This is a genomic window from Arthrobacter sp. 1088, from assembly GCF_031455315.1.
GTDB lineage: Bacteria > Actinomycetota > Actinomycetes > Actinomycetales > Micrococcaceae > Arthrobacter.
In genome coordinates, this window is sequence record NZ_JAVDSM010000007.1 from 260,899 (window position 1) to 287,142 (window position 26,244).

Genomic DNA, 26,244 nt, shown 5'->3' on the forward strand with positions numbered 1-26,244 from the left:
GACGCCGGACGGCCTGTCTGCGCTTTTTTGTCGGTGCCCACAGTTAGCTTGAAAATATGCGGTTACTCCATACCTCCGATTGGCATCTCGGCCGGTCATTCCACGGCGTTGGCATGCTTGAAGCCCAGCGCGGTTTTGTGGACCAGCTCGTGTCCTTCGTGGAAGCGAAGTCTGTAGACGTTGTCCTCATTGCGGGTGACGTCTATGATCGCGCCCTGCCTGGACTGGATGTCGTCAAACTTCTCGACGACGCCTTGGTGCGCATTACCCAAGCCGGGGCCACCGTAGTGCTCACCAGCGGCAACCACGATTCCGCCATTCGGCTCGGATTCGCGTCACGCTTGCTCGAACGCGGCGGCGTTCACCTCAGGACAAGGGTCGAGGACCTGGATGTTCCCGTGCTTGTTCCCTTCGGAAAAGATGGGGAGAGCAGCGCGACACTTGCTGTCTATGGGATTCCCTATTTGGAACCGCGGCTCGTCGCGGAGCGGCTGGAGGTGGAGACCGCGAGTCATTTCGAGGTCACCCGTGAAGCAACCGAGCGGATTCGGCGCGACCTCCAGGACCGCCGTGCATCGGGCGCAGTGCATCCGGTGGTCCTTGCACACACTTTCGCCAGCGGAGGTATCACTTCGGACAGTGAACGGGACTTGAGCATCGGAGGGCTGGGCGCCGTGCCGTTGGATCTCTTCCAGGACTTTGCGTACGCGGCACTCGGCCACCTGCACGGCAGGCAGGAACTGGCCCCGAATGTCCGCTACTCCGGCTCCCCACTGGCGTATTCGTTCTCCGAAGCAAAACATTGCAAGGGCGCGTGGTTGGTGGACATCGATGACGATGGAAGCGTTGCTGTCCAGGAAGTACTTTGGGAAGCTGCCAAGAGCCTGGCCGTGTTGAGGGGCAGGCTGAACGATCTCCTTGAATCAAGCGAGCACTCCTGGGCCGAAGCTGCGTATTGCCAAATCACGCTCACGGATGCCGAACGGCCCGTCCAGGCAATGGAGCAGCTCCGAACCCGCTTCCCTGACACCTTGGTCCTGTCCTTTGAACCCGAGGGTGCCGGGACCAAAGAAAAAGCCAGCTACAGCAGCAGGCTGGCAGCAGCCCAGGACGACCTCGAGGTCTGCTGCGGATTCCTGGAACACGTTCGGGAACGCAGTCCTGGATCTGCGGAAGAAGCTGCCCTGCGCGCCGCCCTTGAGGCCGTGCGGCTGGAGGAGGCTGAACTGTGAGAATCCATCGACTCGAAATTGAGGCTTTCGGGCCTTTTGCGACTTCGCAACACATTGATTTCGACCAACTCAGTGCCCAGGGTTTGTTTCTGCTCAACGGCGCCACCGGGGCCGGCAAGACCAGCATCCTGGACGCCATCTGTTTCGCCCTCTATGGTTCCGTTCCGGGTGCACGCCAGGAAGGTAAGCGCCTTCGCAGCGATCATGCAGCGCCGGGTGCTGAACCGCGTGTCGTGTGCGAATTCTCCGCGCGGGGCAGGCGTTTCGAAGTCAGCCGTTCCCCGGCATGGGAACGCCCCAGCGCGCGGGGCCGGAACGGCTTCACCACCCAACAAGCCAAGACCCTGCTGCGGGAGTGGGTTTCCGGAGTCTGGGAGGAAAAATCTTCGCGGAATGACGAAGTCGGCGCCGAGCTTTCCGAGCTTTTGGGTATGGACCGGGACCAGTTCACGCGCGTTGTGATGCTTCCCCAAGGTGACTTTGCGGCTTTCCTGCGCTCCAAAGCCAACGATCGGCTCGAGCTCCTCCAGAAGCTCTTTGGGACGCAGCGCTTCGAGTCCGTGGAGAAGCACATTGCGCGGCAGGCGGCCGAAGCTTCGCGCGCCGTGCAGGACAATGCGGCCGAACTGAAGATGCTGCTTGACAGGGCAGCCGCAGAACGGGAACAGCTTGGCCTTGCCGATGCGCCGGCAAATGTGGAGACGGCTGTCGAGGCGCCAGAGGCATGGTTCGCGGTCTTGGAGATGGAGCTGCTGGAAGAAGCCGGGCGACGTAAAGACGAGGCCACTGCGGCTGATGCACGGGCCGTACGGCTTGCGGAACAACTTCAGGAGGACCAGGAGAAGGCCCAACGGCATGCCAGGCTCGCTGCTGGAATGCAGCGGCGTGTTCTGCATGAATTAGCTGCAGCGCGGGCACTGGAGAACAAGGAAAAGCTGGGAGGACATCGTCGTGCGGCCGTCCTTGGGGGACAACTGGACGCCGTGGAGGCCACGGAACGTAAGTTCCGTTCGGCCTTGGAGGAGAGGGACAGCTCCCGGGAGCAGCTTGAATCCAAAGGTTTGGATGCTGCACATCCTGTTGCTGCGCTTGAGACAGTAAAGACCACCCTCGCCGTCCTCGAAGCCCGGCTTCCAGATGAACGGCGCATGGAAGAGGTGGCCACGCGGCTCGCAGCCAAGCGACAAGAACACTCAAGCCACCTGGCGGCCGCCCAGGCAGCAGCAGAGTCCCTGCAACACCTTCGAGCCGAGGAAGCGGCGGTGAAGACGGGGATGGAAGCACTGGAACCCTCGGCTGCACGGATCGAAGACCTGGAACGGGAGGCGGCCGCTGCGGCCGAACTGGTGTCGGTTGTGTCCCGTCATGAAGCTGCCGCCGCCGGGTTGCAGGACGTCACTGAGCGCCACGCCCGTGCCCGCAACAAAACGCAGGACCTCAGGCAAGCATGGCTTGACATGAGGGAGGCGCGCTTGGCCAATGCGGCCGGTGAACTCGCGGCAGCCCTTGTGCCTGGACAGCCTTGCGCCGTTTGTGGCAGCAACGAGCATCCGAATCCCGCGGCCGCAGCTCGTTCTGCACTTTCCATCGCCCAGGAAGAGGAAGAAGCCAGCAAACTATTTGAAGCCAGCGAGAAAGCTCTGGGACGCATCGCGGAGGAGGTATCAAGAGCCGCGCAGCTGCTGGCGGGCCTGGCTGCCCAGGGTGGCTCCGCAGATCCAGAGGAATCAGCCGCCCGCTTGGTCGCATCCGAAGCTGCGGCGACCGAAGCCCGAAAGGCCTCTGTCGCGTTGGAGAAGCTCCGCAAAGAGCATGAGGGTCTCATCAAACGCATGACCCTCCTGCAAGAGGAACATGCCGCTTCAACGAATGCCGCAGTGCAAGCAAGCTCTGCTGTCGAGTTACTCCAGGAACAGTATCTTGCGCTTGAAAACGAGCTGGCCGGCCTGGGACAGGGCTTCGCCAGCCTTCGTGAGAGGGCAGAAGCTCTCACCTCCCAGGGTTTGTTGCTTCAGGCTGCCGTAGATGCCGCGAACGAACTCGAACGTGCCGCAGCTGCGCGCCTGGAGGCGCTTGCTGCCTTGGAACGGGCACTGCCCGGGTCCGGTTTTTCATCGGTCGAGGATGTGCGTCGCCAGCTCATGCCACCGTCGGATGTTGTGGCATTGGAGAACGCACTCGCGGATTTCGAGGCCGAAGCTGCCCGGCTGGATGAGCTGTTTGCCGCCGAGGAACTCGTCATGGCAGCGAAGGAAGTCAGCATCGGCGAGCTTCCCCTGCCGGAGGACGAGCTCAGCGTCGCCAGGACTGGGGCTGCCCGTGCCATGGACGCGGCAAAGGCACTTGCGCTTTCCGCGGGGCTCGCACATAAAGCAGTCCAGTCTGTGCAGAGGATCCGCGCCGAGTATCAAAAGCTGGCCGAGGCGGGGAGGGAACCGCGCGAGCATGCCATCTTGTTGGGTGGGCTTGCAGACACCCTTCGTGGCGCAGGGGATAACAGTTACCGCATGAGCTTGAACAGCTATGTCCTGGCTGCCCGGCTGGAGCAGGTGGCCATCGCAGCTTCGGAGAGGCTGGTTGCCATGAGCGATGGCCGCTACACGTTGCAACACACCGACGCCCGGGCGGCACGCAACCAGAAATCAGGTCTCGGACTGGAAGTGGTGGATGAATGGACGGGCCAGCGTCGTGACACATCCACGCTCTCAGGCGGAGAATCCTTCATGGCCTCCTTGTCATTGGCCCTGGGCCTGGCTGACGTTGTACAGCAGGAGGCCGGTGGAGTGGATATTGAGACGCTCTTCGTCGATGAAGGGTTCGGAAGCCTGGACGAGCAAGCATTGGAACAGGTCATGGACGCCTTGGAGGGGCTGCGCGACGGCGGCAGGGTTGTCGGGCTGGTCAGCCATGTCGCAGAAATGAAGCAACGCATCAGCAGTCAGCTGCACGTGATCAAGGGCAGGCATGGTTCCTCGGTGGTTGTTGCCGAAGAAATGCCTGCCTGAGCCCGGATCCTATAGACTTGATCCGTTACACCGGGTTGCGCGCATCGGGAGGAGGGACGATGCGCAGACTTTAGCGAACCCGGAACAATGGAAAAATCTTCTTTGGCTTCCAAGCCACTGCCTTCACATCAGACCCCAACGCCGTCCACCAACCGGTCCCGCCTGCCCGGAAGGTTCGCGCGGCTGCCTGAGCTCGCAGGGCCGGGGTTCCTGCCTCTCGGCCTCTTCGCAAGACTTCCGTTGGCAATGCTCACCGTGGGTACATTGACCTTGGTAACAGCGGTGAGTCATTCCTACGCAATTGGCGGCATGGCTGCCGGAGCAGTGGGTATCGGGTCAGCAGTGGGAGCTCCCGTCCTCGGGTCGTTGGCCGATCGTGCCGGCCAGCGCATCGTTTTGCTCGTTGCGGCAGTTGTTAACACTCTGGCCGTCCTCGGCCTTCTTGCCGCCGCCTATATGACCCCAACTTCTGCCTCCGTGCTGGACGCTGCGGGCGTGCTAGTGGCAGGTTTCCTGGCCGGGGCGAGCTGCCCGCAGGTCGGCCCCATGGCCCGTGTTCGCTGGATGGCGCTGACCACCCGGAACCTGTCATCGGTCCGCATGGCCACTGTTTCCACGAAGGATGCTCCTGCAGCAGGAGCGGGAGTGCCGGCGAACGGAGGCCGGAGCGTGGCGGCCAGCCGTGCCGATCTGGACACGGCACTTTCCTACGAGGGCACTGCTGACGAGATTACGTTCGTGCTCGGACCTGCCCTGGTTGGAATTCTGGCCAGCCTCATTGCTCCTTGGCTGCCTTTGGCGTTGGCAGCGCTCATGACCATCACCCTTGTACCCGCCTTCGCCGTCCACCCCAGCCAAAATGCCGTGGTGCCGGCACCCCGTAAGGCTGCTGCCGCCGTCGTGGGTAATTCCCGTGAACGTGCAGCAAAGCGAGGGGGTCGCCGGGCGGGCGCGGTTGTGGCTGTGCCGGTTGTGGCAATGGTGTGCATGGGCACGTTTTTTGGTGCTACGCAGAATGCCCTGAGCGCCTTTTCTGCCCAGTACGCTACGGCGGAAATTGCCGGCCTCCTGTACTCCGTCATGGGCTTGAGCTCAGCCGTGGCGGCGCTGTCCGTTGCGTTCTGGCCGCAGCGTTTCAGCCTTGCCGCCCGATGGGTAGCAGCTGCCTTGGCGATGTCCTTGTTCGCACTGTTGTTGCTGGTTCCTGCAGGCATTTGGCCCATGGTGTTCGTGCTGCTTTTGCTGGGCATCCCGGTGGGACCAGTCATGGTCACGGTGTTCAGCATCGGTGGCGTGGTTGCCCCGGCCGGCCGGATGGCCACGGTGATGACGGCCCTTGCCAGTGGGATCGTGGCCGGTACCGCGCTTGGTTCCTACCTTGCCGGGCAGTTGGCGCAGGCGCAGGGGCCTGGTGCAGCCTTCGTCGTGTCCATGGCTGCCGCAGCGGGCTTGTTCGTGCTTGGAGTTCTGACTTACCTGGTCATGAAGCGTCAGCCTCAGTCGTAGTCCAGTGCTCCGGCGAGGGAGCGGGCCATTAGCTCCACAAGGCGCATTGACCGTTCTTCGTCGGGGTCGGCCAGATGCTGCATGCTGATGCCGTCTATACCGGAGATGAAGAGGCGGGTGACGTCCTCAAGATTGTGGGGGACTGGCTCGCCGGCGGCATCTGCCGCGCCCCGGAACAGTTCCAGGGTTGAACTGACCCAGCCGTCGTACATGGAGCGGTTCATCAGCAGGGCCTGGGGCTGGTCATCGGCCTCGACGCGGAATCGCCGGAGCAAAAGCTCGAAGGTGGTCACCTGCTCATGCGGATTCTCCAGCATGCGCGTCCAGATTCGCCGGGCGTGGGCTCCGATCATATGGCGCAGGCCCAATCCGGGATCAGCCACTGGTTCCAATGCCTTCGCATAATCGCGGCTGAGGAAGTTGTAGACCTCTTCCAGAAGCTCGTCCTTGCTACGGAAACAGTAGTGGAGTGCCGCAAGCGGCGCGTCGGCTTCACTGGCGATCCGGCGCGTTGTAGCCGAGGCGAGCCCATCCTGGGCAATGACCCGTGCCGCAGCCTCAACAAACTGCAGCCGCCTTGCTTCGGCGGGAACCCTGGCCATCCGCGCCCCTTCCTGTCCTTAGTCATATCCGTGATCAGGCACGCTGATCATCGGTCTCATCGATCCTAGGCGTTCTGCGCCCGGGCTGGCTCCTGGCAATGCCGTGGAGCCTTTGGAAAGACCCCTGAAAAGAATTTTACCGGAAAACCTAGTCAAGTGACCCAGTCAGACGACATACTTCTTTCTAGAACGTTGTTGTCTGCATCACATGGGATGCAATGACCTGAGGAGAACCGATGCAAGAACTTGCCGATCTGGTGATCGTCAATGCCTCGGTCCACACGATGGACCCGGCAAAACCGGACCGGATGTCAGACGCCCTGGCCATCAGGGATGGACGCATTCTGGCACTCGGAAGCACGGACACTGCGAGGGCGGTTGGGCCCGGCACCGTGGTTGTGGATGCCGCCGGAGGCGCTCTCATTCCCGCAATCAATGACGCCCACCTGCATTTCGTTTCGGCGGCAATGGCCGCATTTGGCTACGTGCGGCTGGATCCATCAATCGCACCGGATTGGGCGGCCGTGGTGGACATCATCAACAGGGCGCCAGCAGGGGAGGACGGCTGGGTTCGTGCGCATGGTTGGGACGAGGCGCTGCTCGGACCAGCAAGCGGATATTTGCTGGATTGCCGCCCCGGTACACCGGTGGTTGCGTTCGACCGCACAGGCCATCAACTTCTCGCCAATAGTGAAGCGCTGCGTCGGGCGGGCATCACTGCTGCTACGGCAGACATCGACGGTGGCACAGTGGTGCGGGCCGGCGATGGCAGCCCAACTGGCCTTCTTCAGGACGGCGCCATGCAACTGGTTTCAAAGATGATGCCACCGGTGCCGAACGCGACGCTTCGCCCTGCGCTGCTGCAATTGCAGGAACAGTTGCACTCGCTGGGCATTACGTCGCTGACAGATCCGGGTTTGGGCCCTGCCAGTGCCGGACTAATGGACGGTGCGGGCTCGACGGCGGCACTTGAGTTACTCGGCGACCTCACCGCAGCTGGTGAACTGACACTAAGGATCAATGTCCTGATGCTGTTCGCGGGGACCGGGGGAGCCGATGCGAAGGCCATCGACGAGGGCCTGCGAAGCGGACTGGCCAACACCTACGTGAGCAGGGGCATCGATCCGGAGCAGCTGCGGATTGCCGGCGTCAAGATTTTCGCCGACGGCATTCCGCGCAGTGGTACCGCGTGGATGAGCGAACCATATGGAAACGCCTGCACGCATGGCCACCTGGTGATCCAAGGTGCCGATGACGCCCAAAGGGTTGCCGAACTCCATTGGATACTTCGGCTTATCAACGACGCGGGACTGCAGGCAGGAGTCCATGCAACGGGCGACGCCGCCACATCCGCGGCCGTGGAAGCGATTGTGGCAGCGGCCGATGGAACCGCTGAAGCCGGCTCCAAAGTGGCAGGAAATCGCCACTACATCATCCATGGCGCCTTCACTGATACCGAAACCCTGGCCACCATGGCTTCCCACCACATCGGCTACAGCACCAACCCGCTGATCCGCGAGGAAGCCGGGGACATGATGCGCCAGGTACTGGGCGAGGAACGGTTCTCCCGCCACCAGCCACTGCATTCCGCTCTGGAGGCCGGCGTGCACTTCAACCTGGCCTCCGACGCTCCCGTCACCAGTCCCGACTGGCGCCGGACTGTGGCGGCTGCTGTTCGTCGTGCCACCCGCTCCACGCCAGGCAACCCCGGCGATCCTGAACGGATCACCGGACTCCAAGCGCTCGCCGCCATGACCATAGGCGCAGCTTGGCAAGACCACGCAGAACATTTCAAAGGAGCACTGATGCCGGGTATGGCCGCAGATCTTTGCCTGCTGTCAAACCCCTGGCCGGATGACGAGGAGATCGAGAAGCTCCTCGACGCCGAGGTCAGGCTCACCCTGAGCGGTGGCCGCATAGTCCACCAATCCAACAGCTAGAACAAAACCCCTCCGTTCCAACCATTTCGCGATTCAAGGAGCACCACATGCGACGCAGTTTTCCTTTGGCACTGGCCGCAGTCCTGTCCATGGCACTTGCTGCCTGCGGCGGCGGGTCAGGCCCGGCTTCCACCCCGGCCGCTGACGGGACCACCACACTGAAGGTGGGTACCATCGGTATCGGATCCGATGCCGCGATCCAGCTCGCCATCAACAAGGGCTACTTCAAGGAACAGGGTCTCAACGTCGAGACTTCCGTTATTGCCAACCCGCCCGCCGGTATTGCAGCTGCCCAGAGCGGCCAGATCGATCTCACCTATACACCCTCCATCCCGCTGCTGAATGCGCTGAGCCAGAACGTGCCACTGAAGATCATCGCTGCTGCTGATGGCTATAAAGACGGCGCAGGGAAATCCAGCGACCTCAACAGGGTCGATGACACAGGGCTCCTGGTCCAGAAGGCATCATCGATCTCCCGGCCAAAAGACCTCGAAGGCAAGAGCGTCAGCGTCCCGGCCCGCAAGGCACAACTGGAAGTCACCGTCAGCAAGCTCGTCAAGGACGACGGCGGCGATCCCGCGAAGGTGAACTGGATGGTCCTGGATCCTTCATCGGCCCTTCAATCCCTGAACTCGGGACGCGTCGATGCAGCGTCGCTCGTTGCACCTTTCACGTCGAAGGCGATGTCCGAGGGCAACAGGCTGCTGGCATCGCCGGGCGTCGAATTCTTTGAACAGGGCGCAATCGGCCTCTGGGTTTCGGGTGCCAACACCGTCAAATCCAAGGAGAAGGCCTTGCAGGGTTTCAAGGCAGCTATCTATAAGGCCAATGCGTACGCCAATGGCCACATCGAAGAGGCACAGCAACTCAGCGCCGAGATCACCAAGACCCCGCTGGACGTCGTCAAATCAGGAGCTGTGAACTACTGGCCTGAGGACGTCCGCACGGAGGACATTGAAAGGGCCAACAAGAACCTTGCGGACCTCGGTTTCCTGAGTGCACCCGTGAAGCTGCCGGGCGATCTTGTCTTCGGAAAGTAGGCACGAACCGGACATGGGAGGCTCATCATGAAAAGGTCCATCCGCCCATTGACCTTCAGTGCGCTGGGCATTGCAGCAGCGCTGGTCATCTGGCAGGTCCTTGCCGAGGCAAAGGTGGCAGGAAATGCCCTGCCGCCAGCCACCACTGTTTTCAGCACCCTGGCAACCATCCTGGGGACGGCTACGTTCTGGTCCTCGTTGGGAGCCACGATCGGGATCGCGCTGCTCGCGCTGGCTTTGTCTGCGGTGGCAGGCGTCATCCTGGGCCTGCTTGTCGGGACTTTTGAGACCGTCAGGTTCGCTACCTTGGCGGTGCTGGAATTCCTGAAGCCCGTTCCGCCCATCGTCATTCTTCCCTTGGCGGTGCTGGTACTGGGCCCAACCGGGGAGATGTCCTTGTTCCTGGTGGTGTTCGGCTGCCTCCTCCCGATCGTCATGCAGACTGTCGACGGAGTCCAGAGCACCGATCCCGTTGCCAGGGACACTGCCCGCTCCTACGGCATGCGCGAGCCCGAAATCCTGGCCCGCGTGGTCCTGCCCAGCGCCATGCCTTACATCGGAACCGCCATGCGGGTTGCTGCCCCGGCCGCCTTGGTGGTCACTGTGGTAGCGGGTCTGCTCGGCGGTGGCCCGGGCCTGGGCCAAAGCATTTACCAAGCCCAGGCGGCCGGTGATTATGCCAGCCTCTACGGCCTGGTGATCGTCCTGGGCGTTCTGGGCCTCCTGTTCCAAGGTGCCACGCGGCTGGCCGAGCGCCGTGTCCTGCACTGGCATGAGTCCTACCGTGAAGTGGTGCCGTGATGAGAAACCCCACAATGAGAAATTGGTTGATCGGCGCCGGAGCGCCCGTGCTGTTGTTGGTGGCTTGGTGGTTCCTGTCCGAGAGCTCCCTTGACCCCTTCTTCCCGCCGTTGCGCACCATCGTTGGCCGGTTCCAGGAGCTCTGGCTCTTTGAGCACTTCCAGTCAGATGTGCTGCTGAGCCTGGGAAACCTGTTCCTGGGATTTGCCATCGCAGCCTTTGCGGGGATTGCCATCGGGTTCGTGACGGCTCTTGTTCCCCCGGTTCGCTGGATGGTGGATCCGTTGATCCACTTCCTTCGGGGAATACCGCCGGTTGCCCTGGTGCCGATCTTCATCTCCCTCATTGGATTCGGCACCCAGATGCGCGTGACCAGCATCGCGCTGGCGGCGCTGTTCCCAACGATGATCGCCACCGTGGACGGTATCCGTGGGGTGGGCAACGACCTCATGGATGTGACGAGGGTCTATAGGCTGACCCGGAAGGAGCGCGTCCTGAACGTCCTGCTTCCCGCGGCGGCGCCGCAAATCTTCTCCGGCTTGCAGGTCAGCCTGCAGGTTGCCTTCATTGTGATGATCGCCAGTGAGATGCTGGGCAGTTCCCAAGGCATTGGAGCCATGACGCTGCTCGCGCAGCAGAGCTTCATGACAGCGGACATGTGGGCCGGGATCCTGCTCCTGGGCGTCATCGGATTCCTTGTCAATGTCCTCTTCAGCCTGCTCAGGCGCAAGGTCCTCTCCTGGTACATCGGCTCACGGCGCATGGCGCGTGCAGCATGAGCATCCGACAGGCCCCGAGCCCTTACACCCGAAACAGAAAGTCCGCCATGGCACAGCAACCAGAAACCCGCATCAACGCGACCACTCCACGGTTGGACGTGGCTCACCTGGCCAAGAGCTACGGGAGTGGCGAAAAATCCCATGCAGTCATCGAAGACCTCACTTTCACCGTGGATGCCGGCGAGGTTGTCTGCATCGTCGGTCCCTCCGGCGTCGGAAAGACGACCCTCCTGAAATGCCTGGCCGGGCTTCATCCGGCCAGCAGCGGAAGGGCAGCCATCGACGGCCGTACCATCAGTGGCCCACCGCCGGAAATGGCGCTGGTTTTCCAGGACTACAACCGTTCGCTCATGCCGTGGCTGACGGTCAGGAAGAACCTCGTTCTTCCTTTGCGGCACCTCAAGTTGCCCGCAGCGGAACTGAAAGAACGCTGCGACAGCGCACTGGCCGCCGTCGGGCTTTCCCACGCCGACAACCAATACCCGTGGCAGTTATCCGGCGGCATGCAGCAGCGTGTGGCGATTGCCCGTGCCCTCGCATACCGGCCGGAGATCCTCATCATGGACGAGCCCTTCGCTTCGGTGGACGCACAGACACGCTTCGACCTCGAAGACCTGTGCCTGAAGATCAGGAAGGACTTCAACATGACCATTCTGGTGGTGACCCATGACATCGACGAGGCCGTCTATCTGGCAGACCGCGTTGTGGTCCTGGGCTCCAAGCCGGCCCGCGTCCTGAAGATCGTCGACGTCGACCTACCGGCTCCGCGCGACCAGATCACCACGCGCTCGCTTCCGGAGTTCGCACGCCAGCGCACGGAAGTGCTGTCCCTCATCAAGAGGCCGGTATGACGCGGGAGCGCGGCAGTGCCGCCAAGGGCAGGCCCAACGTCCTGTTCTTCATCGCGGACCAATTGCGGGCCGACCACTTGGGCTTCGGTGGCAATCATGTCGTCCGGACGCCCAACCTTGATGCGCTCGCAGCCAGGAGCGTGGTATTCGAGAATGCGACGGTGGCGAACCCTACCTGCATGCCCAACAGGGCCAGCTTGATGACTGGCCGGTGGCCCTCGGCGCACGGGACGCGCTGCAATGGAATCACATTGGATCCGTTGACGCAGACTGTTCCCGGATCCTTGGCAGCGGGCGGTTACCGCACTGTGGGAGTAGGAAAACTGCACCACCAAAACATGGGGTGGGAGTTTGAGCCGCACCAGGCCAAGGAGATCCGGAGTACCGATCCGATGCTCCTGGATCCAACAGTTGGTGACGCCCGCCGGCCCGGCTACGCTCCCGGTTGGGATCAGTGGGAGAACCGGGAGGCGCACGATAAACGCTTCATCGGGCTCCCTGCCGACTACTACGGCTACCAACACGTGGACCTCGTCATTGGTCATGGGGACCGGCCCGGAGGCCACTATGTCCATTGGGCCAGGGAACGCGGCGTCGACCCCGAAACGCTGGGAGGTGCAGGCAACTCCGCCAGCCGGTATGGCGGATGGGACCAGGTGTACCAGACAGCCATTCCCCCTGAAGTGCATCCCACCAGCTATGTGAGCGAGAAGGCTATCGAGCATCTGAAGGACGCGGCGGGCCAGGACCAGCCCTTCTTCATGTTTGTCTCCTTCCCTGATCCCCACCACCCCTTTTCACCCCCGGCAGGCTACTCGGACCTCTACGATCCTGGTGCGTTGCCCCTGCCGTTGGGTTTCGACCAGGATCATTCGGCGTCTCCGGCGCATATCCAGGCAATGATGGAACACCGGGGCCATCCGAACCCGGACCCCACCATGACCTGGGCAGCAACGGAGGAACAATACAGGCATGCGGCGGCGGCACAATACGGCCTGATCACCATGATGGACGAGCACATCGGCCGAGTCCTGGACGAGCTTGATCGCCAAGGCCTGGCCGAGGACACCATCATCGTTTTCACCAGTGACCACGGAGACTTGTTTGGCGACCACGGCCTCATGCTCAAGCATTTTGTCCACTACCGTGCGGTGACGAATGTTCCCTTGATCGTGCACGTTCCGGGCATCCCGGCGGCCCGCACCCAGGCCCTCGTTTCCAGTGCCGACCTGGCACCAACCTTGCTCGAGCTCACCGGTTCGACGCCCTACCGGGGTATCCAGGGCCGTTCCCTGGTTCCTCTGCTGCAAGGATCTGCGCAGAGGCACCGGGATGCTTTGCTGGTGGAGGAAGAGCAGCCATTCGGACTCGATGGACTCCCCGGGCCGGTGCGGATGCGGACGGTCATCACAGCAGAGGGCAGGCTGACGCTCTACTTCGGTACCGACGTCGCCGAACTGTACGATCACCGCACAGACCCCGGCGAACTGCTCAACCGGGCCGGTGATCCTGCCTTCGCCGGGTTGGAGGGGCGCCTGCTGCGGGCAATGCTGAACGAGATGGCTGCCGTGGCAGATGAAGGCACAGCTCCGACGGCGGCAGCCTAGTCATTTGCCCGGCATGCCACCGTTAGTGGCTGTTGCGGTAGCCGGTGGGGGAGTTGCCGAACGCAGCCCGGAAGATCCGGCTGAAGTGGGCTGCGTCAGTGAATCCCCACCGCGCCGCAATGGCCGTGACCGGTCGGTCTGCCAAAACAGGGTCCAGGAGGTCGCGCCTGCAGCGTTCGAGCCTGCGCTGCCGGATGGATGAAGCCACGGTGGTGCCGATCTCCTGGAAAAGATCGTGCAAGTGCCGGGTGGAGATGTAGTGGGCGGCGGCTATCGTTCCCGGGGAAAGTTCGGGGTCACCCAGATTGGCCTCGATGTAGTCGTGGATCCGGCCCAGAAGGAGGAGGTGGGGATCGCGGCCGGTCTCGATGAGCTGGTCCAGTTCGCCGTTGAACAGGGTAGTGACGAGATCCAGTGCATTGTGGACCAGGCGGAGTCCATTGGCCCCTGAAAGGGCTTCGAGGTTATCGGCAAGCCTGACGAGGAAGGGGCTGATGAGCTCGCCGAGGCCTTCATTCCCGGGTATCCGGAGGGCGGTTACGTGGCCCATGGCTTCGGCCGGCAAGTCAAGGAGGACGTGCGGGAACATCAGCACCAAAGTGCGGAAGTCGTCGTCGAACGTTAGTTGGTAAGGGCGGGAGGTGTCATAGATGGCGAGGTCCCCGGGACCGAGCACGGCTTCGCGTTCGTCCTGAACCAGGCGGCCAGAGCCGGAGAGTTGGATGCTGAGCTTGAAGAACCGTCCGGTGGACTTGGCGATCAGCTCAGGCGTTCGCAGGACCGTATGGGGACCAGCCGTAACTTCGACCACGGAAATTTGCCCCAGGACCCTGGCCCGCATGGTCCCGTGGAAGTGGTTGTCTTTGGGATGTTCAGGGCCTTTGGCCAGTAATGGCACGAAGGATGCTGAGATGGCCCGGCTCCATTCCTGGAATGAATCCGCCACCACCGTGTGCACGGTTGCGGGGCCGGTCTCAGCCGCGACGGTCATCAAATTCCCTTTCAATGCCCGCCGTACCTGATGGCGCCGGTACTGAATGCCACCAGCGCGGACGTGAGCTTGCCCACGATTCTACACCGGGGGACTTTACGAGGGCTGTGCTTGCGTGCACTGACAAACACCTTGCCGTGTGAGACAAGTCACGCGGCGCCTTGGCGGAGGAAGATTGCGGAATGACCGACACCGTGCCGCGCAATCTCCGTCCGGCACCGAGGCAGGAGCACAACCAATGAGCGTGGATAACCCCGTTAAGCGCAAGATCGCCGGGCCCGCAGACACCAAGAGGCGTCTGGGCGTCCCGGCCGTGACCTTCATGATTATTGCGGCCTCCGCGCCGCTGACCGTCCTTGCGGGCGGGGTGACCACCACCTTCGCTGTCACCGGGGTGACAGGAGTCCCGCTTTCGTTCCTGATCCTCGGCGGGATCCTGGCACTGTTCGCAGTAGGGTACGCGGCCATGAGCCGTTATGTCACCAACGCCGGCGCCTTCTACGCCTACATTGCCCAAGGCATTTCAAGGCCGGCCGGTGTGGGAGCCTCGCTGGTCGCCTTGATGGCCTACAACCTTATGCAGGTAGGCATCTATGGGCTCTTCGGCTTCACCGTCTCCTCACTGCTCTCGGCAAGGCTCGGCATCAGCGTTCCCTGGTGGATCCCAGTGCTGGTCTGCATCGCAATTGTGGGCTGGCTGGGAGTTAACCGGGTGGATCTCTCGGCAAAGGTGCTGGGTGTCCTGGTGGCCCTGGAATTCCTGGTGGTCATCGCCTATGACGTCATCAGCCTGGCTGTGGCACCTGAAGGAGTGTCTGCAGGCTCGTTCAGCCCCGAAAGCCTGTTCGTCCCCGGCATCGGCGCAGTCCTTTCCTTCGGAATCGCCGCCTTCATGGGCTTTGAATCGGCGGCCATCTATGGCGAGGAGTCAAAAGATCCCCAGCGAACCGTTGCCCGTGCTACCTTCGCAGCGGTTGCCATCATCGCCCTCTTCTATGCCGCCTCCGCTTGGGCAATGACCGTCGGTGCAGGCCCATCTGCAGTCATTGAAACAGCCACCAACAGTGGCCCGGACATGATCTTCGCCTTCCTGGGCACCAACGGAGGCGTGCTGTTGAGTGATATCGCGCAGATCCTGTTCGTGACCAGCCTTTTCGCCGCCTTGGTCAGCTTCCACAACGCAGTGGCGCGATACTTCTTCTCGCTGGGCCGGGAGCGCGTCATCCCACCGTTCTTCGCAGCAGTCCGCACAGAGAGTGGCGCACCCTTTGCGGGGTCGCTGGCGCAAACGGTGATCGCCGTCGTCGTGACTGTTGCCTTCGCCATCGCGGGATCAGGTTCTGAACTTGGTGAACTGTATCCCGTGCTGACCATGTTCACCTGGCTGACAAACAGCGGTGCCATGGGGCTGGTCCTGCTCATGACCGTAGTGTCCGCCGCAGTGATTGGCTTCTTCCGCCGGAACCGGCATGGTGCCAGCCTGTGGGTGCGGGGTGTTGCGCCCGGCCTTGGCTTTGTTTTCCTGGCGGTAGTGTTTGTGCTCATCCTTGCCAACTTCAACGTCCTTCTCGGCCAGACGGAATCGACGGCGGCAACATTCGTCCTGCCGCTGGTAGTGCTGCTGCCGGGCCTGGTGGGAATCGCGTGGGGGCTGCGCCTGCGGCGCTCGCAGCCCGGACTCTATGCCCGGATCGGCCACGGCTCCGAAGACTGAGACTGTTTCGAAGGCTGAGACTGTTCCGCACGCGGAAGCACTGCACGAAAGAAAGCCCCGGCGGGTGACCAGTTCAAATCTGGTGCCGGGGCTTTCTTTCGTGTCTTGTTGCTGTGATTGAGTCAAACCGGGCCAGCTACACCGAAGGGTCAAGCTCCGGGCTGTGGTGGGTGATGCTGATCAACCGGCCGTGGGCGCCGAACGTGAAATGCACAGGCTTGGTGCCAGCCTCATCCCAGCCGAAAAGGCTGCCATGTGAGCGGATTGCTTTGGGGCTCCGATGATCGGCTATGGTCACGGAGCCGCACGGGATGACCTTTTCGCGCCAGGTAAAGACGAAAATACCGGGCCGGATTTCGAAGACGGTATTGGAATCGGTGTCTGCGAGGCCCCGCTCCGGTCCGGCGAGGCACTGCCAGGTGTACCAGGTAGGGCTGAGGTAGATGTGTTCGTAGGCGTGGGCATCGCTGTACACCCATTCGACGCGCCGCCCGATCAGGCCTGTGCTCTCCGCGATGGCTGTTCCATTGGCGCTGAAACCTTCGAGGGTTCCAGCGCGGAAATCGTGCTGGACTGCCGTTGAGCCGGGGGATGCGTGTCCCAGAAGAGCGCCGACGTAGAGCGCGCGTCCGTTGGCGAGGTCCAGGATCAAGGAAACGGCGAGGCCTTCCTCCACAGGACTGTGCCATTGGGCGTTGTAGAGCTCATCGGCTACGAGGAAGGCCTCATAGGATGCCGTCCCGCTGTTTCCAGCCGCAGCCCATTGGACTTCTTCGTCATCAAAGCTGAACGTCATGGGCACGCCATCGCTGCGGACGGCAAATTCCCGTCCCGCCAGATCCTGGACGGTGGGGGCTTTGTTGGCATCGAAGCCGGGCGCCAAACCGTCCAGGGGCAGCCAGTTGGAGGTATCAAGAAGATTCAGGCTCATGGGTTCCTTCTCAGTGCTCGAAGAAGGACAGGAAAATTCCTGTCCTTCTTCGAGTATTGGGTTCCCGCGGCTGTGGGTCTTGTGCTGTGGGGCAGGGCACTTGACCCAGAAGGAATGCCTGGCCTGCGGAGGAGGGGTTCAGGCCAACTGGCTCTCGATGCGCATGGCGCTGGCAGCCAACTCCTTACCCACGGCGTCGGCGTCCTGGTCGAGGCGGATGTAGACGACGGCGATTGCGGCCGGCCGTCCGCCCGGGACGTGGATGGGAGCGGCGATTGATGACAACCCGGCGATCACTTCATCGTGGCTGGTGGCGTAGCCGATGCGTCGGGCTTCGTGCGCCTCGGGGCGGTAGGGGATACCTGCTCCTACTTGACGCCAACGGTCCTCGGTCATGGTCGATTGGATGGCGATGCCGGGTGCGCCAATACCTATAGGGTGGCGGCTTCCGGGATGCTGGGCGAGTGCGGCGCCTGAATGCCGGGGTTCCACGGTGACCAGCGTGACGCATTCCTGGTGGTCCCAAACTGCCAGGAAAGCGGTCATGTGCAGGGTATTCGCCAGCTGGGTGAGCTCTGGAAGGGCAGCTGTTTGCAGGTTGCTGGAGACCCCACGTGCCAGGACGGCCAGTCCGGGGCCGGGCTGGACGCGGCCTGAATCGTCCCTGATCAACAGCGAGTGGTCTTCCAACGTCCGGAGGATGCGGTAGGCAACAGAACGGTGCACTCCCAGGGCTTCGGCGAGTTCAGCAATGCTAAGCGGGCGTTCGGCTTCGGCAAGGATCTCCAGTGCACGGATTCCCCGTGAGAGGGTTTGCGACGGCGGCGCCTGGGTTGCTGCTTCCTGCGGACTTTTGACGTCGCTGCGGGGACTCATGCAAACCATCCTATGTTGGCGGGTGACGGCATGCGGCGGTCAACTCTTGTGTTGCACACCTCATCAAGATATCGTTCCATATACGAATTGACTATTCAACTATAGAACAATTGTGTTCTTGAGCAGCATTTTTCCCGTTGTGGCGGGATAAAGGCTGTGCGCTGGGTCACGGTATGTAGTAGTCTTTCCTAACTGACCGTTCTGTCGGTTAATGCCAGCCATGCACCGACCAGTCACTCTCACCCCTGGAGTTCCAATGACCGCAACTTCCACTGTCGACTCTGCGTCGGGCCCAAGCAGTAAGCGCGAAGAGCGCCGGGTCCTGGCAGGGACTTTGGTCGGCACCACCATTGAGTGGTACGACTTCTTCATCTTTGCCCAGCTCACGGCAACGCTGTTGTCGCCGCTGTTCCTGACTCCCCTGGAAAAATCGAACCCCGGAGTGGCGCAAATTCTGTCCTTCGCCACCATCGGCATCAGCTTTCTCTTCCGGCCATTGGGGGCATTCGTTGCCGGACACCTCGGCGACAGGCTGGGACGCAAGGCGGTCCTGGTCATGACGCTTGTCATGATGGGGGCGGCGACGGCCCTGATCGGCGTGCTGCCCACCTACGGAACAATCGGGCTTTGGGCCCCGATTCTGCTGATCACCCTTCGGGTGGTCCAGGGCTTCTCGGCCGGTGGTGAGTGGGGCGGCGCCGCCCTGATGGCTGTAGAGCATGCTCCGATCAGCAAGCGCGGACTTTTCGGTGCTTACCCGCAGATCGGCGTGCCCATCGGCATGATCCTGGCAACCGGCCTCCTGTTCTTCCTGCAGTCGGGCATGTCAAAGGAAGACTTTGCAGCCTGGGGTTGGCGCGTGCCGTTCCTGCTTTCCGTGGTTCTGATCGTGGTGGGCTACCTCATTCGCCGCGCAGTCGGGGAAAGTCCGGTCTTCAAGGAAATCGCGCAGCGCAAGGCCGAAAGCAAGGCGCCCCTGAGCGAGCTGTTCCGGAATAACAAGAAGGAGGTCATCCTCGCGGCACTGATCTTCATCGCCAACAATGCCGCAGGCTACCTGTTGATCGCCTTCTTTATCTCCTACGCCACCAAGGCGCTGAAGATGCCGGCGCCCCAGGTCCTCCTGGCCACCACGGTTGCCTCCTTCGGGTGGCTCATCTTCACCATGGTGGGAGGCTGGCTTTCGGACAAGATTGGCCGCGTAAAGACGTTCCTGCTCGGTTACGGCCTGGTGTTCGCATGGATGATCCCCATGTTCGCTTTGATCGATTCCAAGGACATCCTGCTCTACGGAATAGCTTTGTTCGTCCTCACCATCGGGCTTGGCTTGTCCTATGGGCCGATGTCAGCCATGTACGCCGAGATGTTCCCTGCCCACGTCCGCTACTCGGGAATCTCCATCGGCTACGCCTTGGGCGCCATTCTCGGCGGGGCCTTCGCCCCTTTGATTGCCCAGGCTTTGTTGGACGCCACCAAGTGGTCCGGATCAGTGGGCCTGTACATCATGGGACTCTGCATCGTCTCAGCCGTGGGAGTGATTCTTGCCAAGGAAACCAAAGGCCGTCCCCTCGGCTTCAGTGTTCATCACTAGGCCAGCAACAGATCCAATCCCAGCAACAGATCCAATCCCAGCAACACAGTGATTCTCCGGGCGGGCGCGGTTGTAAAACCGGGCCCGCCCCGGGCGTTAAGCAGCTATTTCGCCCTTGGGGCCTCTGCACCTTCCAGCTGCTCCACGACGTCGTGATCCGTCAACTGTTCAAAACGCTCATAAAAGGCCCCAACAGCATGGAATTTGCCCGGCGTGTGCAGTGCCATCACGAAGTCGCACACCCGTGCCAAGGATGTTGCGGCTTCCAGCGAGGCCACGGGAACGGCGGCGACCACCGTGCGGGCACCTGATGCCCGCACAGCCTCCACGGCAGCGCGCATGGTGGCGCCGGTAGCCAGGCCATCGTCCACCAGAATGACGGTCTTATCTCGAAGGTCGTTTTCGATTCCAGGGTATTGCCGTGCGCGCCGAAGTAGTTCGGCGCGTTCATGTGCCTCTACTGCATCCAACGCCGCCTGGCTGATGCCATGGGCCAGGACATGTTCCTTCAGCGGCTTGTTGACGATGCGGACGACGTCGCCCTCGCACCATGCAAGTGCGCCGTAGGCAGTCTCCTCGCGGCCAGGTATGCCAAGTTTGCGGACCAGGATGGTACCGAAGGGCAGGTACAACGCGGAGGCAGCCGCCACAGCCAGGGGGACACCTCCGCGGGCCAGGCCAAGGACGATCGTGTCTGGCCGTTCCCTGAACTGGGGGAGTCCTTCGGCAAGGCGCCGGCCGGCTTCCGCCCGGTCCTTGAAACGCATGCCCATTTGCCCCACTTCCACGTAATTTGGCTGCTTCCAGCCTACCGTTCAAAGCTTGCCGGGTGAGGCATCCGCTGGAAGCATGGGCTTGTGAACAAGCCCATTGGATATTGGATCAAAAGGCTCGACGCCGCGCTGGAACTCCAGCTTGATGCCACTCTGGCCCGGGTCAAGCTGAGCCGGCGGCAGTGGCAGGCCTTGGGCACTTTGGCAGAGGGAACGGTCCGTCCTGATGAGCTGGATGAGATCCTGCGCCCGTTCTGGGGCAATGACGCGCGCCTGCGGGAGCGGGAGCTTGCCTCGTTGGTGGGCAGGGGCATGATCACGATGATTGATGACCGCCTGGCGCTCAGCGAGCTCGGCCGCGAAAAATACCACGAGGCCCTCCGCTATGTGGAAGCCGCCCGCCAGGACCTTTCCATGGGCATAGGAATCGATGAATATGCCATGGCCTTGAGCGTCCTGGAGCGAATGAGCCTTAACGCGGAGCGGTTGAGCCGTTAGCGCCGGCCGGCGCAATCGCTACGCGCCCAAGATCACTACCCGCCCAGGATCACTACACGCTCAGGAACTCGATGGCCGCGTCCTTGAAAGCCCGGCTGGTGATCACGTTGGTGTGCGTGCGTCCCGGGACCACCAGGGTCTCCACCATGGCACCGCGCTTGCCGGCAATGGACGCAAGCTCAGGCATGGTGGCCGCGCGATCGTCTTTCTCGCCGGCAACCAAGAGAATGGGCACGTGCGGGGCAGCTTCGGCAGGATCGAAGGGCTCACCCTTGATGGCCTCGATCAGCGAAAGCATGGCGAACAGGTCATTGCTCGGCAGCAACTGTGCCATCTTAAGCAACCCCGCAGTGGACTGGTCCTCAATAGGTGTGCCATCGGCCAGGTGCCGCTGGGCGGCGGCGAGGTCGAAGGCTGCCAGGGGATCCGCTGAACTCGGTCCGCCCAGGACGATCCGGTGAACCAGGTCCGGCTGTGTCGCGGCGAACTCCCAAGCCAGCCGGGATCCCAACGAGTAGCCCACGATGTCCAGTCCCGTGGAAGGATCGCCGTCGCGCAGGGGCCGTGCGCCGGCGTCGGTCACGATCTGCAGGAGGTCGGCGCGGATCCGGCTGGGGGTGTAGGAATCCAGGTCCTCGGGGGAATGGCTTTGGCCGTGACCGGGAAGATCCACGGTGATGACCCGACGGCCGGCTTCCTGCAGCGTGGTGATCCAGCCACTGTCCGCCCAGTTGAGCTTGCTGGATGAGGAGAAACCGTGGATCAACAGGACGGGTCGCAGTCCGGCATCGGTGGCTGGTTCATGCACTTCAACGAACAATTCGGGGTCGGTGCCCTCAACTGTGTGCCTGTGCTGTTCCACGGTGTGCCTGCCGGTCATCATGTCAGTCCTCATCGAGTACGGCGCTCAGGCGGACCCGGCGCTTGGGTGCTTCGTCCTTTGGAACAGTGCCCACGATCCCGGCGGTGTCATCCGGTACCTCGAACACGATCAGCGGTTCGCCGACGTTGATGGTGTCACCGGGCGCCCCGTGAATACGCACCACTTTACCTGCCTGGGGGCTGGGCAATTCGAGGGCCGACTTGCTTGTTTCGAGCTCGACGAGGGGTTGGTTGCGTTCCACCTGTTGGCCCGGTGAGACCAGCCAGTCCAGCACGGTCGCCTCGATGAGGCCTTCGCCCAAATCGGGGAGCGGGAAGGAAATTTCAGCCACGGCGGTACTCCAGTACGCGTTGGATCCCAAAGAGGATGCGGTCGATGTTCGGAATGTATTCGTCTTCGAGGTCGCCGGAGGGATAGGGGACGTCGAAGCCGGTCACGCGCTCCACCGGAGCCTTCAGCGTGTCGAAGCAACGCTGCGTGATGAGTTGGGCGACCTCGGCACCAAGGCCTGAGGTCAGGGGCGCTTCATGGACGACGACGGCGCGTCGCGTCTTACCGACGGACGTCGCCAGGGCTTCGGCGTCGATCGGCTTCAGCCAGCGCAGGTCCAGGACCTCGACGTCGATGCCGTCCTCGGCAGCAAGTTCGGCAACCTGGAGGCAGCGGGCCACCATGGCACCCCATGCGACGAGGGTCAGGTGTCGGCCTTCCCGAACCACGCGGGCTCCGGTGGGACTGCCGCCGTCGGACGCCTCTGTGCCGGGAGTCGCGGAGGTGACGTCCACCGGACCTTTCTGCCAGTAGCGGGACTTGGGCTCCATGAAGATGACAGGATCCGGCCGAGTGGCTGCGTACTTGAGGAGGTGATAGGCGTCGTGCGGGTTGGAGGGAGAAACCACTTTCAGCCCGGGAACGTGCGCAAAGAGTGCTTCGAGGCTTTCGCCGTGGTGTTCGGGGGCGCGGATTCCGCCGAAGCTGGGAACCCTGAGCGTGATCGGCATCGGGAGCGTGCCGCGGCTGCGGTAGTTCATGCGCGCGATCTGGCAGATGATCTGGTTGATGGCCGGGTAGGCGAAGCCGTCGAACTGGACTTCCGGGATGGGGTGGAAGCCCGCCATGGCCAGGCCCACCGACATGCCCAGGATGCCGGACTCGGCCAGTGGAGTGTCAAAGACGCGCTCCTCGCCGTGCTTGGCCTGGAGGCCATCGGTGATGCGGAAGACGCCGCCGAGGCGGCCGCAGTCTTCACCGAAGATGACAGTTTTGGGATCGTCGGCCAGGATTTCGTCCAGTGCGCGGTTGAGGGCCTGCTGCATGGACATCTGCAGAACGGGCGCAGCCGTGTCAGTCGCGGTCCCCGGCGCTTCTGTGATCGTCTCAGACATGTTCGGACTCCTTGCGCCACGCTGTGGCCTGGGATTGAAGGGTGGGTGTTGGTTCCTGGAAGACCAGGCTGAACATTTCGGCCCCCGGTCGTGGGCCAAGGGCCTCGATACCCGAACGAATGGCTTCCTCTTCCTCCTCGGCTCTCCGTTGTGCTTCGGCGAAAAACGCTGCATCCGCTACTCCGTCGGCGAGCAGGCGCTGCCGGAACCGCTCAAGGGGATCCTCGCCCGCCCCGAGCCGTTCCTCATCCAGGGTGCGGTAACGTCCGGGGTCGTCCGCCGTGGAGTGGGGCCCGCGGCGGTAGGTCATCGCTTCAATGACAACCGGCCCGTGACCCGCGCGGCAATGGGCGAAAGCCGAACGGGTGGCCTCGAAGACTGCGACGACGTCGTTGCCGTCCACCTGCAGCGAAGGAATTCCGTATCCAGCCGCGCGCGCAGCGACTGAGCCGCCGGCAACCTGGCGCTCCGTGGGGACGGAGATCGCCCAGCCGTTGTTCTGGATGAAGAAGACCACTGGCGCCTTCATCACAGCGGCAAAGTTCATGGCCTCGTGGACATCGCCCTGGGAGGATGCTCCATCGCCGAAGTACGTCATGGCAACGCCGCGTTCGCCGTCGGGCTTTCCGGAAAGGGTTTGGCCGTGGGCCCAGCCGACAGCATGCAATACGGATCCCGCCACTACAGCCTGGATGGGAGCGAAGCGGGATTCCAGCGGGTTGTACATTCCGCCATGCCACGTGGCTTTGTGCGTGGACATGTAGCCCACCATGTCCAGGCCCATTGCCCGGGCCACGCCCATCTCGCGATATGTGGGGAACACGAAGTCCATGGTCCGGTCAACGGCGTATCCGCTGCCTACCTGCGCGGCTTCCTGGCCCAGCTGGGGCGCATAGCCGGGGATGATGCCCTGGCGCTGCCAGGCGACGGCTGCTGTGTCCAGGTGGCGGACGGAAGCCATCAGGGCGTAGAGCTCACGGAGCTGTTCGTGCGTGAGCGGCGCCGCATCCTCATCGACGGCGGCGAGCAGGTGTTTGGTAGTCATGGCTGTGACCCTAGTCACCGCTAGCGGGTGTGCGCAATCAGCTCAGTTTCAAGGAAACACTTTGTACAATTTGGATACGCAAAGAGGTCCTGCGCAAAACAAATTGCGCAGGACCTCTTGGTTTCAATAGGCAGGTGGCTACTTGATGTGCACGGGCTGCTTACCGGCCTTCGCCTTGGCGTTGAGGAAGCATCCGGCGGCGATAACCAGGATCAGGATGAACGTACCGATCAGCTGGCCGGCGCTCTCAGGGTTGGCAAAGCCCACCACGAGGATGATGCCCAGCAGGACGATCCCCACGACCGTAAGCACCGGGAAGCCCTTCATGCGCAGCGGCAGCTCGGTTCCTTCGCGGTCGGCCCTGCGGCGCAGGATGAACTGGGAGACCAGGGCGGTGCCCCACACCACCAGGCATGTGGACCCGACGAGGTTCAGGAGCGCAGGCAGTACGTGCTCGGGGAAGAGCAGTTCCAGGACGGTCGCGATGAAGCCGAACGCAACGGAAATCCCGACGGCGGCCACCGGCACCTTGGAGCCGCTCAGCTTGGACAGGAAACCAGGAGCCTCGCCGCGCTCGGACAGGGAGAAGATCATCCTTGAAGCGCCGTAGAGGTTGGCGTTCAGGGCTGACAACAGTGCGACGACAGCGACGAGCGTGATCGCAGCGCCCGCTCCCGGGATACCGGCGAGGTCCAGTACGCCCGCGAACGGGGACTTCAGGCCGTCGGAGCCAACGGGAAGAGCCGCTGCGATGACGAAAACCGAGCCGATGTAGAAGACCAGGATGCGCCAAACCACTGTCCGGATGGCCTTGCCGACGCTGTGCGCGGGGTTCTCTGTTTCGGCAGCGGCGACGCTGACGATTTCCGTTCCGCCGAAGGCGAAGATCACCACGAACAAAGCAGCTGCGATGCCGCCGATTCCGTTGGGGGCGAAGTCTCCGAAGGCCGAGAGGCCCGGCGAGGCAACGTTGGGCAACCAGCCGAACAGCAGGGCTGCGCCGATGAGGAGGAAGATGACGATTGCCGCGACTTTCAGGATCGCGAACCAGAATTCGAACTCGCCAAAATTGCGTACGCCCACGAGGTTGATGCCGGTGAACGCCACCATGAACACCAGTGCGAGCACCCACACCGGAATCACTGGCCAGACGGTAAAGAGCAGGCCTGCCGCGCCAAGGGCTTCGGCTGCGATGACCACCACCAGTTGCAGCCACCAGAGCCAGCCAATGGTGCCGCCGGCGGTCTTGCCCATGGCTTTTTCGGCGTAGACGGAGAATGCTCCGCTGTTGGGGTTTGCGGCAGCCATCTCGCCCAGGGCCCACATGACCAGGATGATCAGGGTACCCGCTACGAGGTAGGAGATCAGGACCGCCGGGCCGGCGGCCTGGATGCCTGCGCCGGAGCCGAGGAAGAGGCCTGCTCCGATGGCGCTTCCGAGCCCCATCATGGTGAGTTGGCGTGGCTTAAGTGAATGGCCAAGGCCGGATGTTGGCGCAGGAGCCGCGATGGACTTCGTTGTCATACGTGTCTACCTTCTATGGATTTCATACTCGGTGTAGCGAGCCGGCCTCTTGGGCTGAGCAAGCTGGGCGTCGACGACGCAGCAAGAGCCGTGGAATAATTCTCGCAGTTTGTAAGATACATCACTTTTTGCTGTGGCGATGTGATGGGTAAGAATCCCCGGGGACAGGAACTTTGATGCTGGTCGATGCGCTTGATGCAAAAATTGTACGTTTCTTCACTGATTCGCCGAGGTCTTCCGTCTTGGAGGCCTCCCGTGTGCTGAGGGTTGCCAGGGCTACGGTGCAATCCCGGATTGACCGAATGATCGAGAACGGAGTGATCGGCTCCTGGGTTCCGCAGCCGGATCCTGCTAACTTCGGCTTCCCCGTGGTGGCATTCTGTTCGGTCACCATCACCCAGGAGATCGGTCACGACGCCATCATCCAGAGCCTGAGCGCCATCCCGGAGATCATCGAAGTGCACACCGTGACGGGGAATTCGGACCTCATGGTGCGTATCGCGGCCCGTTCCAATCCGGACATGCAGCGCGTGTTGGATGCCATGATCGCCACTAAATCCGTGGTCCGTTGTTCGTCCGTCATTGTGCTCAACAGCCACATCCAGGGCCGGACCCTGCCGCTGATGGAAGCCGCCGCCAAGTCAGTGTGACGCAAAGCATTTTGCCTAGA

General features: G+C 62.4%; 23 protein-coding genes. 13 read left to right on the forward strand and 10 right to left on the reverse strand.

What is annotated here, in order from left to right; translation table 11 throughout:
* The first annotated feature begins 56 nt into the window (after positions 1-56).
* From J2Y41_RS13440 to J2Y41_RS13450, 3 genes are all read left to right on the forward strand, one after another.
* Entirely contained in the window at positions 57-1,232 is a 1,176-nt protein-coding gene (locus J2Y41_RS13440; RefSeq protein WP_309929056.1) for an exonuclease SbcCD subunit D, read from the forward strand.
* Entirely contained in the window at positions 1,229-4,237 is a 3,009-nt protein-coding gene (locus J2Y41_RS13445) for an SMC family ATPase (protein ID WP_309929059.1), read from the forward strand. Before J2Y41_RS13440 ends, J2Y41_RS13445 begins: the two co-directional genes overlap by 4 nt.
* Before the next feature lie 87 nt (positions 4,238-4,324).
* Positions 4,325-5,743, forward strand: coding sequence for an MFS transporter (locus tag J2Y41_RS13450; RefSeq protein ID WP_224164644.1), 1,419 nt, complete (start codon positions 4,325-4,327; stop codon positions 5,741-5,743).
* Here the strand turns inward: J2Y41_RS13450 and J2Y41_RS13455 are convergent.
* Entirely contained in the window at positions 5,734-6,345 is a 612-nt protein-coding gene (locus tag J2Y41_RS13455; RefSeq protein ID WP_224164643.1) for a TetR/AcrR family transcriptional regulator, read from the reverse strand. The two genes, J2Y41_RS13450 and J2Y41_RS13455, sit on opposite strands and share 10 nt — an antisense overlap.
* Before the next feature lie 236 nt (positions 6,346-6,581).
* Here J2Y41_RS13455 and J2Y41_RS13460 point away from each other — a divergent pair, with 236 nt between their 5' ends.
* Genes J2Y41_RS13460 through J2Y41_RS13485 form a run of 6 tightly spaced genes read left to right on the forward strand, consistent with a single transcriptional unit; the run spans position 6,582 to position 13,363 of the window.
* Positions 6,582-8,285, forward strand: a complete 1,704-nt coding sequence (locus J2Y41_RS13460) for an amidohydrolase (RefSeq protein ID WP_309929064.1) — start codon at positions 6,582-6,584, stop codon at positions 8,283-8,285.
* Positions 8,286-8,332: 47 nt separating this feature from the next.
* Complete coding sequence (locus J2Y41_RS13465; protein ID WP_224090899.1) at positions 8,333-9,325, forward strand: ABC transporter substrate-binding protein; 993 nt, start codon at positions 8,333-8,335, stop codon at positions 9,323-9,325.
* Between the two features lie 27 nt (positions 9,326-9,352).
* The gene (locus J2Y41_RS13470) at positions 9,353-10,126 is read left to right on the forward strand and encodes an ABC transporter permease subunit (protein WP_309929068.1); all 774 of its coding nucleotides are present in this window, start codon (positions 9,353-9,355) and stop codon (positions 10,124-10,126) included.
* Entirely contained in the window at positions 10,126-10,905 is a 780-nt protein-coding gene (locus J2Y41_RS13475; protein ID WP_396133537.1) for an ABC transporter permease, read from the forward strand. The genes J2Y41_RS13470 and J2Y41_RS13475 overlap by 1 nt, the downstream gene beginning before the upstream one ends.
* The gene (locus J2Y41_RS13480) at positions 10,902-11,756 is read left to right on the forward strand and encodes an ABC transporter ATP-binding protein (RefSeq protein ID WP_309929075.1); all 855 of its coding nucleotides are present in this window, start codon (positions 10,902-10,904) and stop codon (positions 11,754-11,756) included. Before J2Y41_RS13475 ends, J2Y41_RS13480 begins: the two co-directional genes overlap by 4 nt.
* The gene (locus tag J2Y41_RS13485; RefSeq protein ID WP_309929078.1) at positions 11,753-13,363 is read left to right on the forward strand and encodes a sulfatase-like hydrolase/transferase; all 1,611 of its coding nucleotides are present in this window, start codon (positions 11,753-11,755) and stop codon (positions 13,361-13,363) included. The genes J2Y41_RS13480 and J2Y41_RS13485 overlap by 4 nt, the downstream gene beginning before the upstream one ends.
* 22 nt (positions 13,364-13,385) lie before the next feature.
* Here J2Y41_RS13485 and J2Y41_RS13490 read toward each other — a convergent pair whose 3' ends face one another.
* Positions 13,386-14,354 (reverse strand): helix-turn-helix domain-containing protein, encoded by a 969-nt coding sequence (locus tag J2Y41_RS13490; protein WP_224090890.1) that lies wholly within the window; start codon positions 14,352-14,354, stop codon positions 13,386-13,388.
* 238 nt (positions 14,355-14,592) lie between these two features.
* Here J2Y41_RS13490 and J2Y41_RS13495 point away from each other — a divergent pair, with 238 nt between their 5' ends.
* Positions 14,593-16,068, forward strand: a complete 1,476-nt coding sequence (locus J2Y41_RS13495; protein WP_309929084.1) for an APC family permease — start codon at positions 14,593-14,595, stop codon at positions 16,066-16,068.
* 136 nt (positions 16,069-16,204) lie between these two features.
* On the opposite strand, the gene J2Y41_RS13500 is transcribed toward J2Y41_RS13495, so the two are convergent.
* Positions 16,205-16,999 carry a MoaF C-terminal domain-containing protein gene (locus J2Y41_RS13500; RefSeq protein ID WP_309929089.1) on the reverse strand — a complete coding sequence of 265 codons (795 nt, stop codon included), beginning with the start codon at positions 16,997-16,999 and terminating at the stop codon, positions 16,205-16,207.
* 138 nt (positions 17,000-17,137) lie between these two features.
* Positions 17,138-17,884, reverse strand: a complete 747-nt coding sequence (locus J2Y41_RS13505; protein ID WP_224164634.1) for an IclR family transcriptional regulator — start codon at positions 17,882-17,884, stop codon at positions 17,138-17,140.
* A 247-nt stretch (positions 17,885-18,131) separates the two neighbouring features.
* On the opposite strand from J2Y41_RS13505, the gene J2Y41_RS13510 reads away from it, so the two are divergent.
* Positions 18,132-19,466, forward strand: a complete 1,335-nt coding sequence (locus J2Y41_RS13510) for an MFS transporter (RefSeq protein ID WP_224090888.1) — start codon at positions 18,132-18,134, stop codon at positions 19,464-19,466.
* A 104-nt stretch (positions 19,467-19,570) separates the two neighbouring features.
* Here the strand turns inward: J2Y41_RS13510 and J2Y41_RS13515 are convergent, their stop codons facing one another.
* Positions 19,571-20,254: a phosphoribosyltransferase family protein gene (locus tag J2Y41_RS13515; RefSeq protein WP_309929092.1), complete on the reverse strand. Its 684-nt coding sequence runs from the start codon at positions 20,252-20,254 to the stop codon at positions 19,571-19,573.
* Between the two features lie 69 nt (positions 20,255-20,323).
* On the opposite strand from J2Y41_RS13515, the gene J2Y41_RS13520 reads away from it, so the two are divergent.
* Positions 20,324-20,737 (forward strand): MarR family transcriptional regulator, encoded by a 414-nt coding sequence (locus J2Y41_RS13520; protein WP_224164632.1) that lies wholly within the window; start codon positions 20,324-20,326, stop codon positions 20,735-20,737.
* 52 nt (positions 20,738-20,789) lie between these two features.
* Here J2Y41_RS13520 and J2Y41_RS13525 read toward each other — a convergent pair whose 3' ends face one another.
* The 5 genes from J2Y41_RS13525 to J2Y41_RS13545 form a co-directional block, all read right to left on the reverse strand.
* The gene (locus tag J2Y41_RS13525) at positions 20,790-21,620 is read right to left on the reverse strand and encodes an alpha/beta fold hydrolase (protein WP_224090880.1); all 831 of its coding nucleotides are present in this window, start codon (positions 21,618-21,620) and stop codon (positions 20,790-20,792) included.
* 1 nt (position 21,621) lies between these two features.
* Positions 21,622-21,951, reverse strand: coding sequence for a biotin/lipoyl-containing protein (locus J2Y41_RS13530; RefSeq protein ID WP_224090878.1), 330 nt, complete (start codon positions 21,949-21,951; stop codon positions 21,622-21,624).
* Positions 21,944-23,005 (reverse strand): alpha-ketoacid dehydrogenase subunit beta, encoded by a 1,062-nt coding sequence (locus J2Y41_RS13535; RefSeq protein ID WP_224164629.1) that lies wholly within the window; start codon positions 23,003-23,005, stop codon positions 21,944-21,946. The genes J2Y41_RS13530 and J2Y41_RS13535 overlap by 8 nt, the downstream gene beginning before the upstream one ends.
* Positions 22,998-24,050: a thiamine pyrophosphate-dependent enzyme gene (locus J2Y41_RS13540; protein ID WP_309929097.1), complete on the reverse strand. Its 1,053-nt coding sequence runs from the start codon at positions 24,048-24,050 to the stop codon at positions 22,998-23,000. The genes J2Y41_RS13535 and J2Y41_RS13540 overlap by 8 nt, the downstream gene beginning before the upstream one ends.
* A 138-nt stretch (positions 24,051-24,188) precedes the next feature.
* Positions 24,189-25,574, reverse strand: coding sequence for an amino acid permease (locus tag J2Y41_RS13545; RefSeq protein WP_309929099.1), 1,386 nt, complete (start codon positions 25,572-25,574; stop codon positions 24,189-24,191).
* A gap of 176 nt (positions 25,575-25,750) precedes the next feature.
* On the opposite strand from J2Y41_RS13545, the gene J2Y41_RS13550 reads away from it, so the two are divergent.
* On the forward strand, positions 25,751-26,224 hold the full coding sequence (locus J2Y41_RS13550; protein ID WP_216923913.1) for an Lrp/AsnC family transcriptional regulator: 474 nt from the start codon (positions 25,751-25,753) through the stop codon (positions 26,222-26,224).
* Positions 26,225-26,244 lie beyond the last annotated feature (20 nt).

What these genes read in the sequence shown, in the direction of transcription:
- J2Y41_RS13440 (WP_309929056.1), top strand. Translation starts at nt 57, where the DNA reads ATGCGGTTACTCCATACCTCCGATTGGCATCTCGGCCGGTCATTCCAC.
- J2Y41_RS13450 (WP_224164644.1), top strand. Translation starts at nt 4,325, where the DNA reads ATGGAAAAATCTTCTTTGGCTTCCAAGCCACTGCCTTCACATCAGACC.
- J2Y41_RS13455 (WP_224164643.1), bottom strand. Translation starts at nt 6,345, where the DNA reads ATGGCCAGGGTTCCCGCCGAAGCAAGGCGGCTGCAGTTTGTTGAGGCT.
- J2Y41_RS13460 (WP_309929064.1), top strand. Translation starts at nt 6,582, where the DNA reads ATGCAAGAACTTGCCGATCTGGTGATCGTCAATGCCTCGGTCCACACG.
- J2Y41_RS13465 (WP_224090899.1), top strand. Translation starts at nt 8,333, where the DNA reads ATGCGACGCAGTTTTCCTTTGGCACTGGCCGCAGTCCTGTCCATGGCA.
- J2Y41_RS13470 (WP_309929068.1), top strand. Translation starts at nt 9,353, where the DNA reads ATGAAAAGGTCCATCCGCCCATTGACCTTCAGTGCGCTGGGCATTGCA.
- J2Y41_RS13475 (WP_396133537.1), top strand. Translation starts at nt 10,126, where the DNA reads ATGAGAAACCCCACAATGAGAAATTGGTTGATCGGCGCCGGAGCGCCC.
- J2Y41_RS13480 (WP_309929075.1), top strand. Translation starts at nt 10,902, where the DNA reads ATGAGCATCCGACAGGCCCCGAGCCCTTACACCCGAAACAGAAAGTCC.
- J2Y41_RS13485 (WP_309929078.1), top strand. Translation starts at nt 11,753, where the DNA reads ATGACGCGGGAGCGCGGCAGTGCCGCCAAGGGCAGGCCCAACGTCCTG.
- J2Y41_RS13490 (WP_224090890.1), bottom strand. Translation starts at nt 14,354, where the DNA reads ATGACCGTCGCGGCTGAGACCGGCCCCGCAACCGTGCACACGGTGGTG.
- J2Y41_RS13495 (WP_309929084.1), top strand. Translation starts at nt 14,593, where the DNA reads ATGAGCGTGGATAACCCCGTTAAGCGCAAGATCGCCGGGCCCGCAGAC.
- J2Y41_RS13500 (WP_309929089.1), bottom strand. Translation starts at nt 16,999, where the DNA reads ATGAGCCTGAATCTTCTTGATACCTCCAACTGGCTGCCCCTGGACGGT.
- J2Y41_RS13505 (WP_224164634.1), bottom strand. Translation starts at nt 17,884, where the DNA reads ATGGTTTGCATGAGTCCCCGCAGCGACGTCAAAAGTCCGCAGGAAGCA.
- J2Y41_RS13510 (WP_224090888.1), top strand. Translation starts at nt 18,132, where the DNA reads ATGACCGCAACTTCCACTGTCGACTCTGCGTCGGGCCCAAGCAGTAAG.
- J2Y41_RS13525 (WP_224090880.1), bottom strand. Translation starts at nt 21,620, where the DNA reads ATGATGACCGGCAGGCACACCGTGGAACAGCACAGGCACACAGTTGAG.
- J2Y41_RS13535 (WP_224164629.1), bottom strand. Translation starts at nt 23,005, where the DNA reads ATGTCTGAGACGATCACAGAAGCGCCGGGGACCGCGACTGACACGGCT.
- J2Y41_RS13540 (WP_309929097.1), bottom strand. Translation starts at nt 24,050, where the DNA reads ATGACTACCAAACACCTGCTCGCCGCCGTCGATGAGGATGCGGCGCCG.
- J2Y41_RS13545 (WP_309929099.1), bottom strand. Translation starts at nt 25,574, where the DNA reads ATGACAACGAAGTCCATCGCGGCTCCTGCGCCAACATCCGGCCTTGGC.
- J2Y41_RS13550 (WP_216923913.1), top strand. Translation starts at nt 25,751, where the DNA reads ATGCTGGTCGATGCGCTTGATGCAAAAATTGTACGTTTCTTCACTGAT.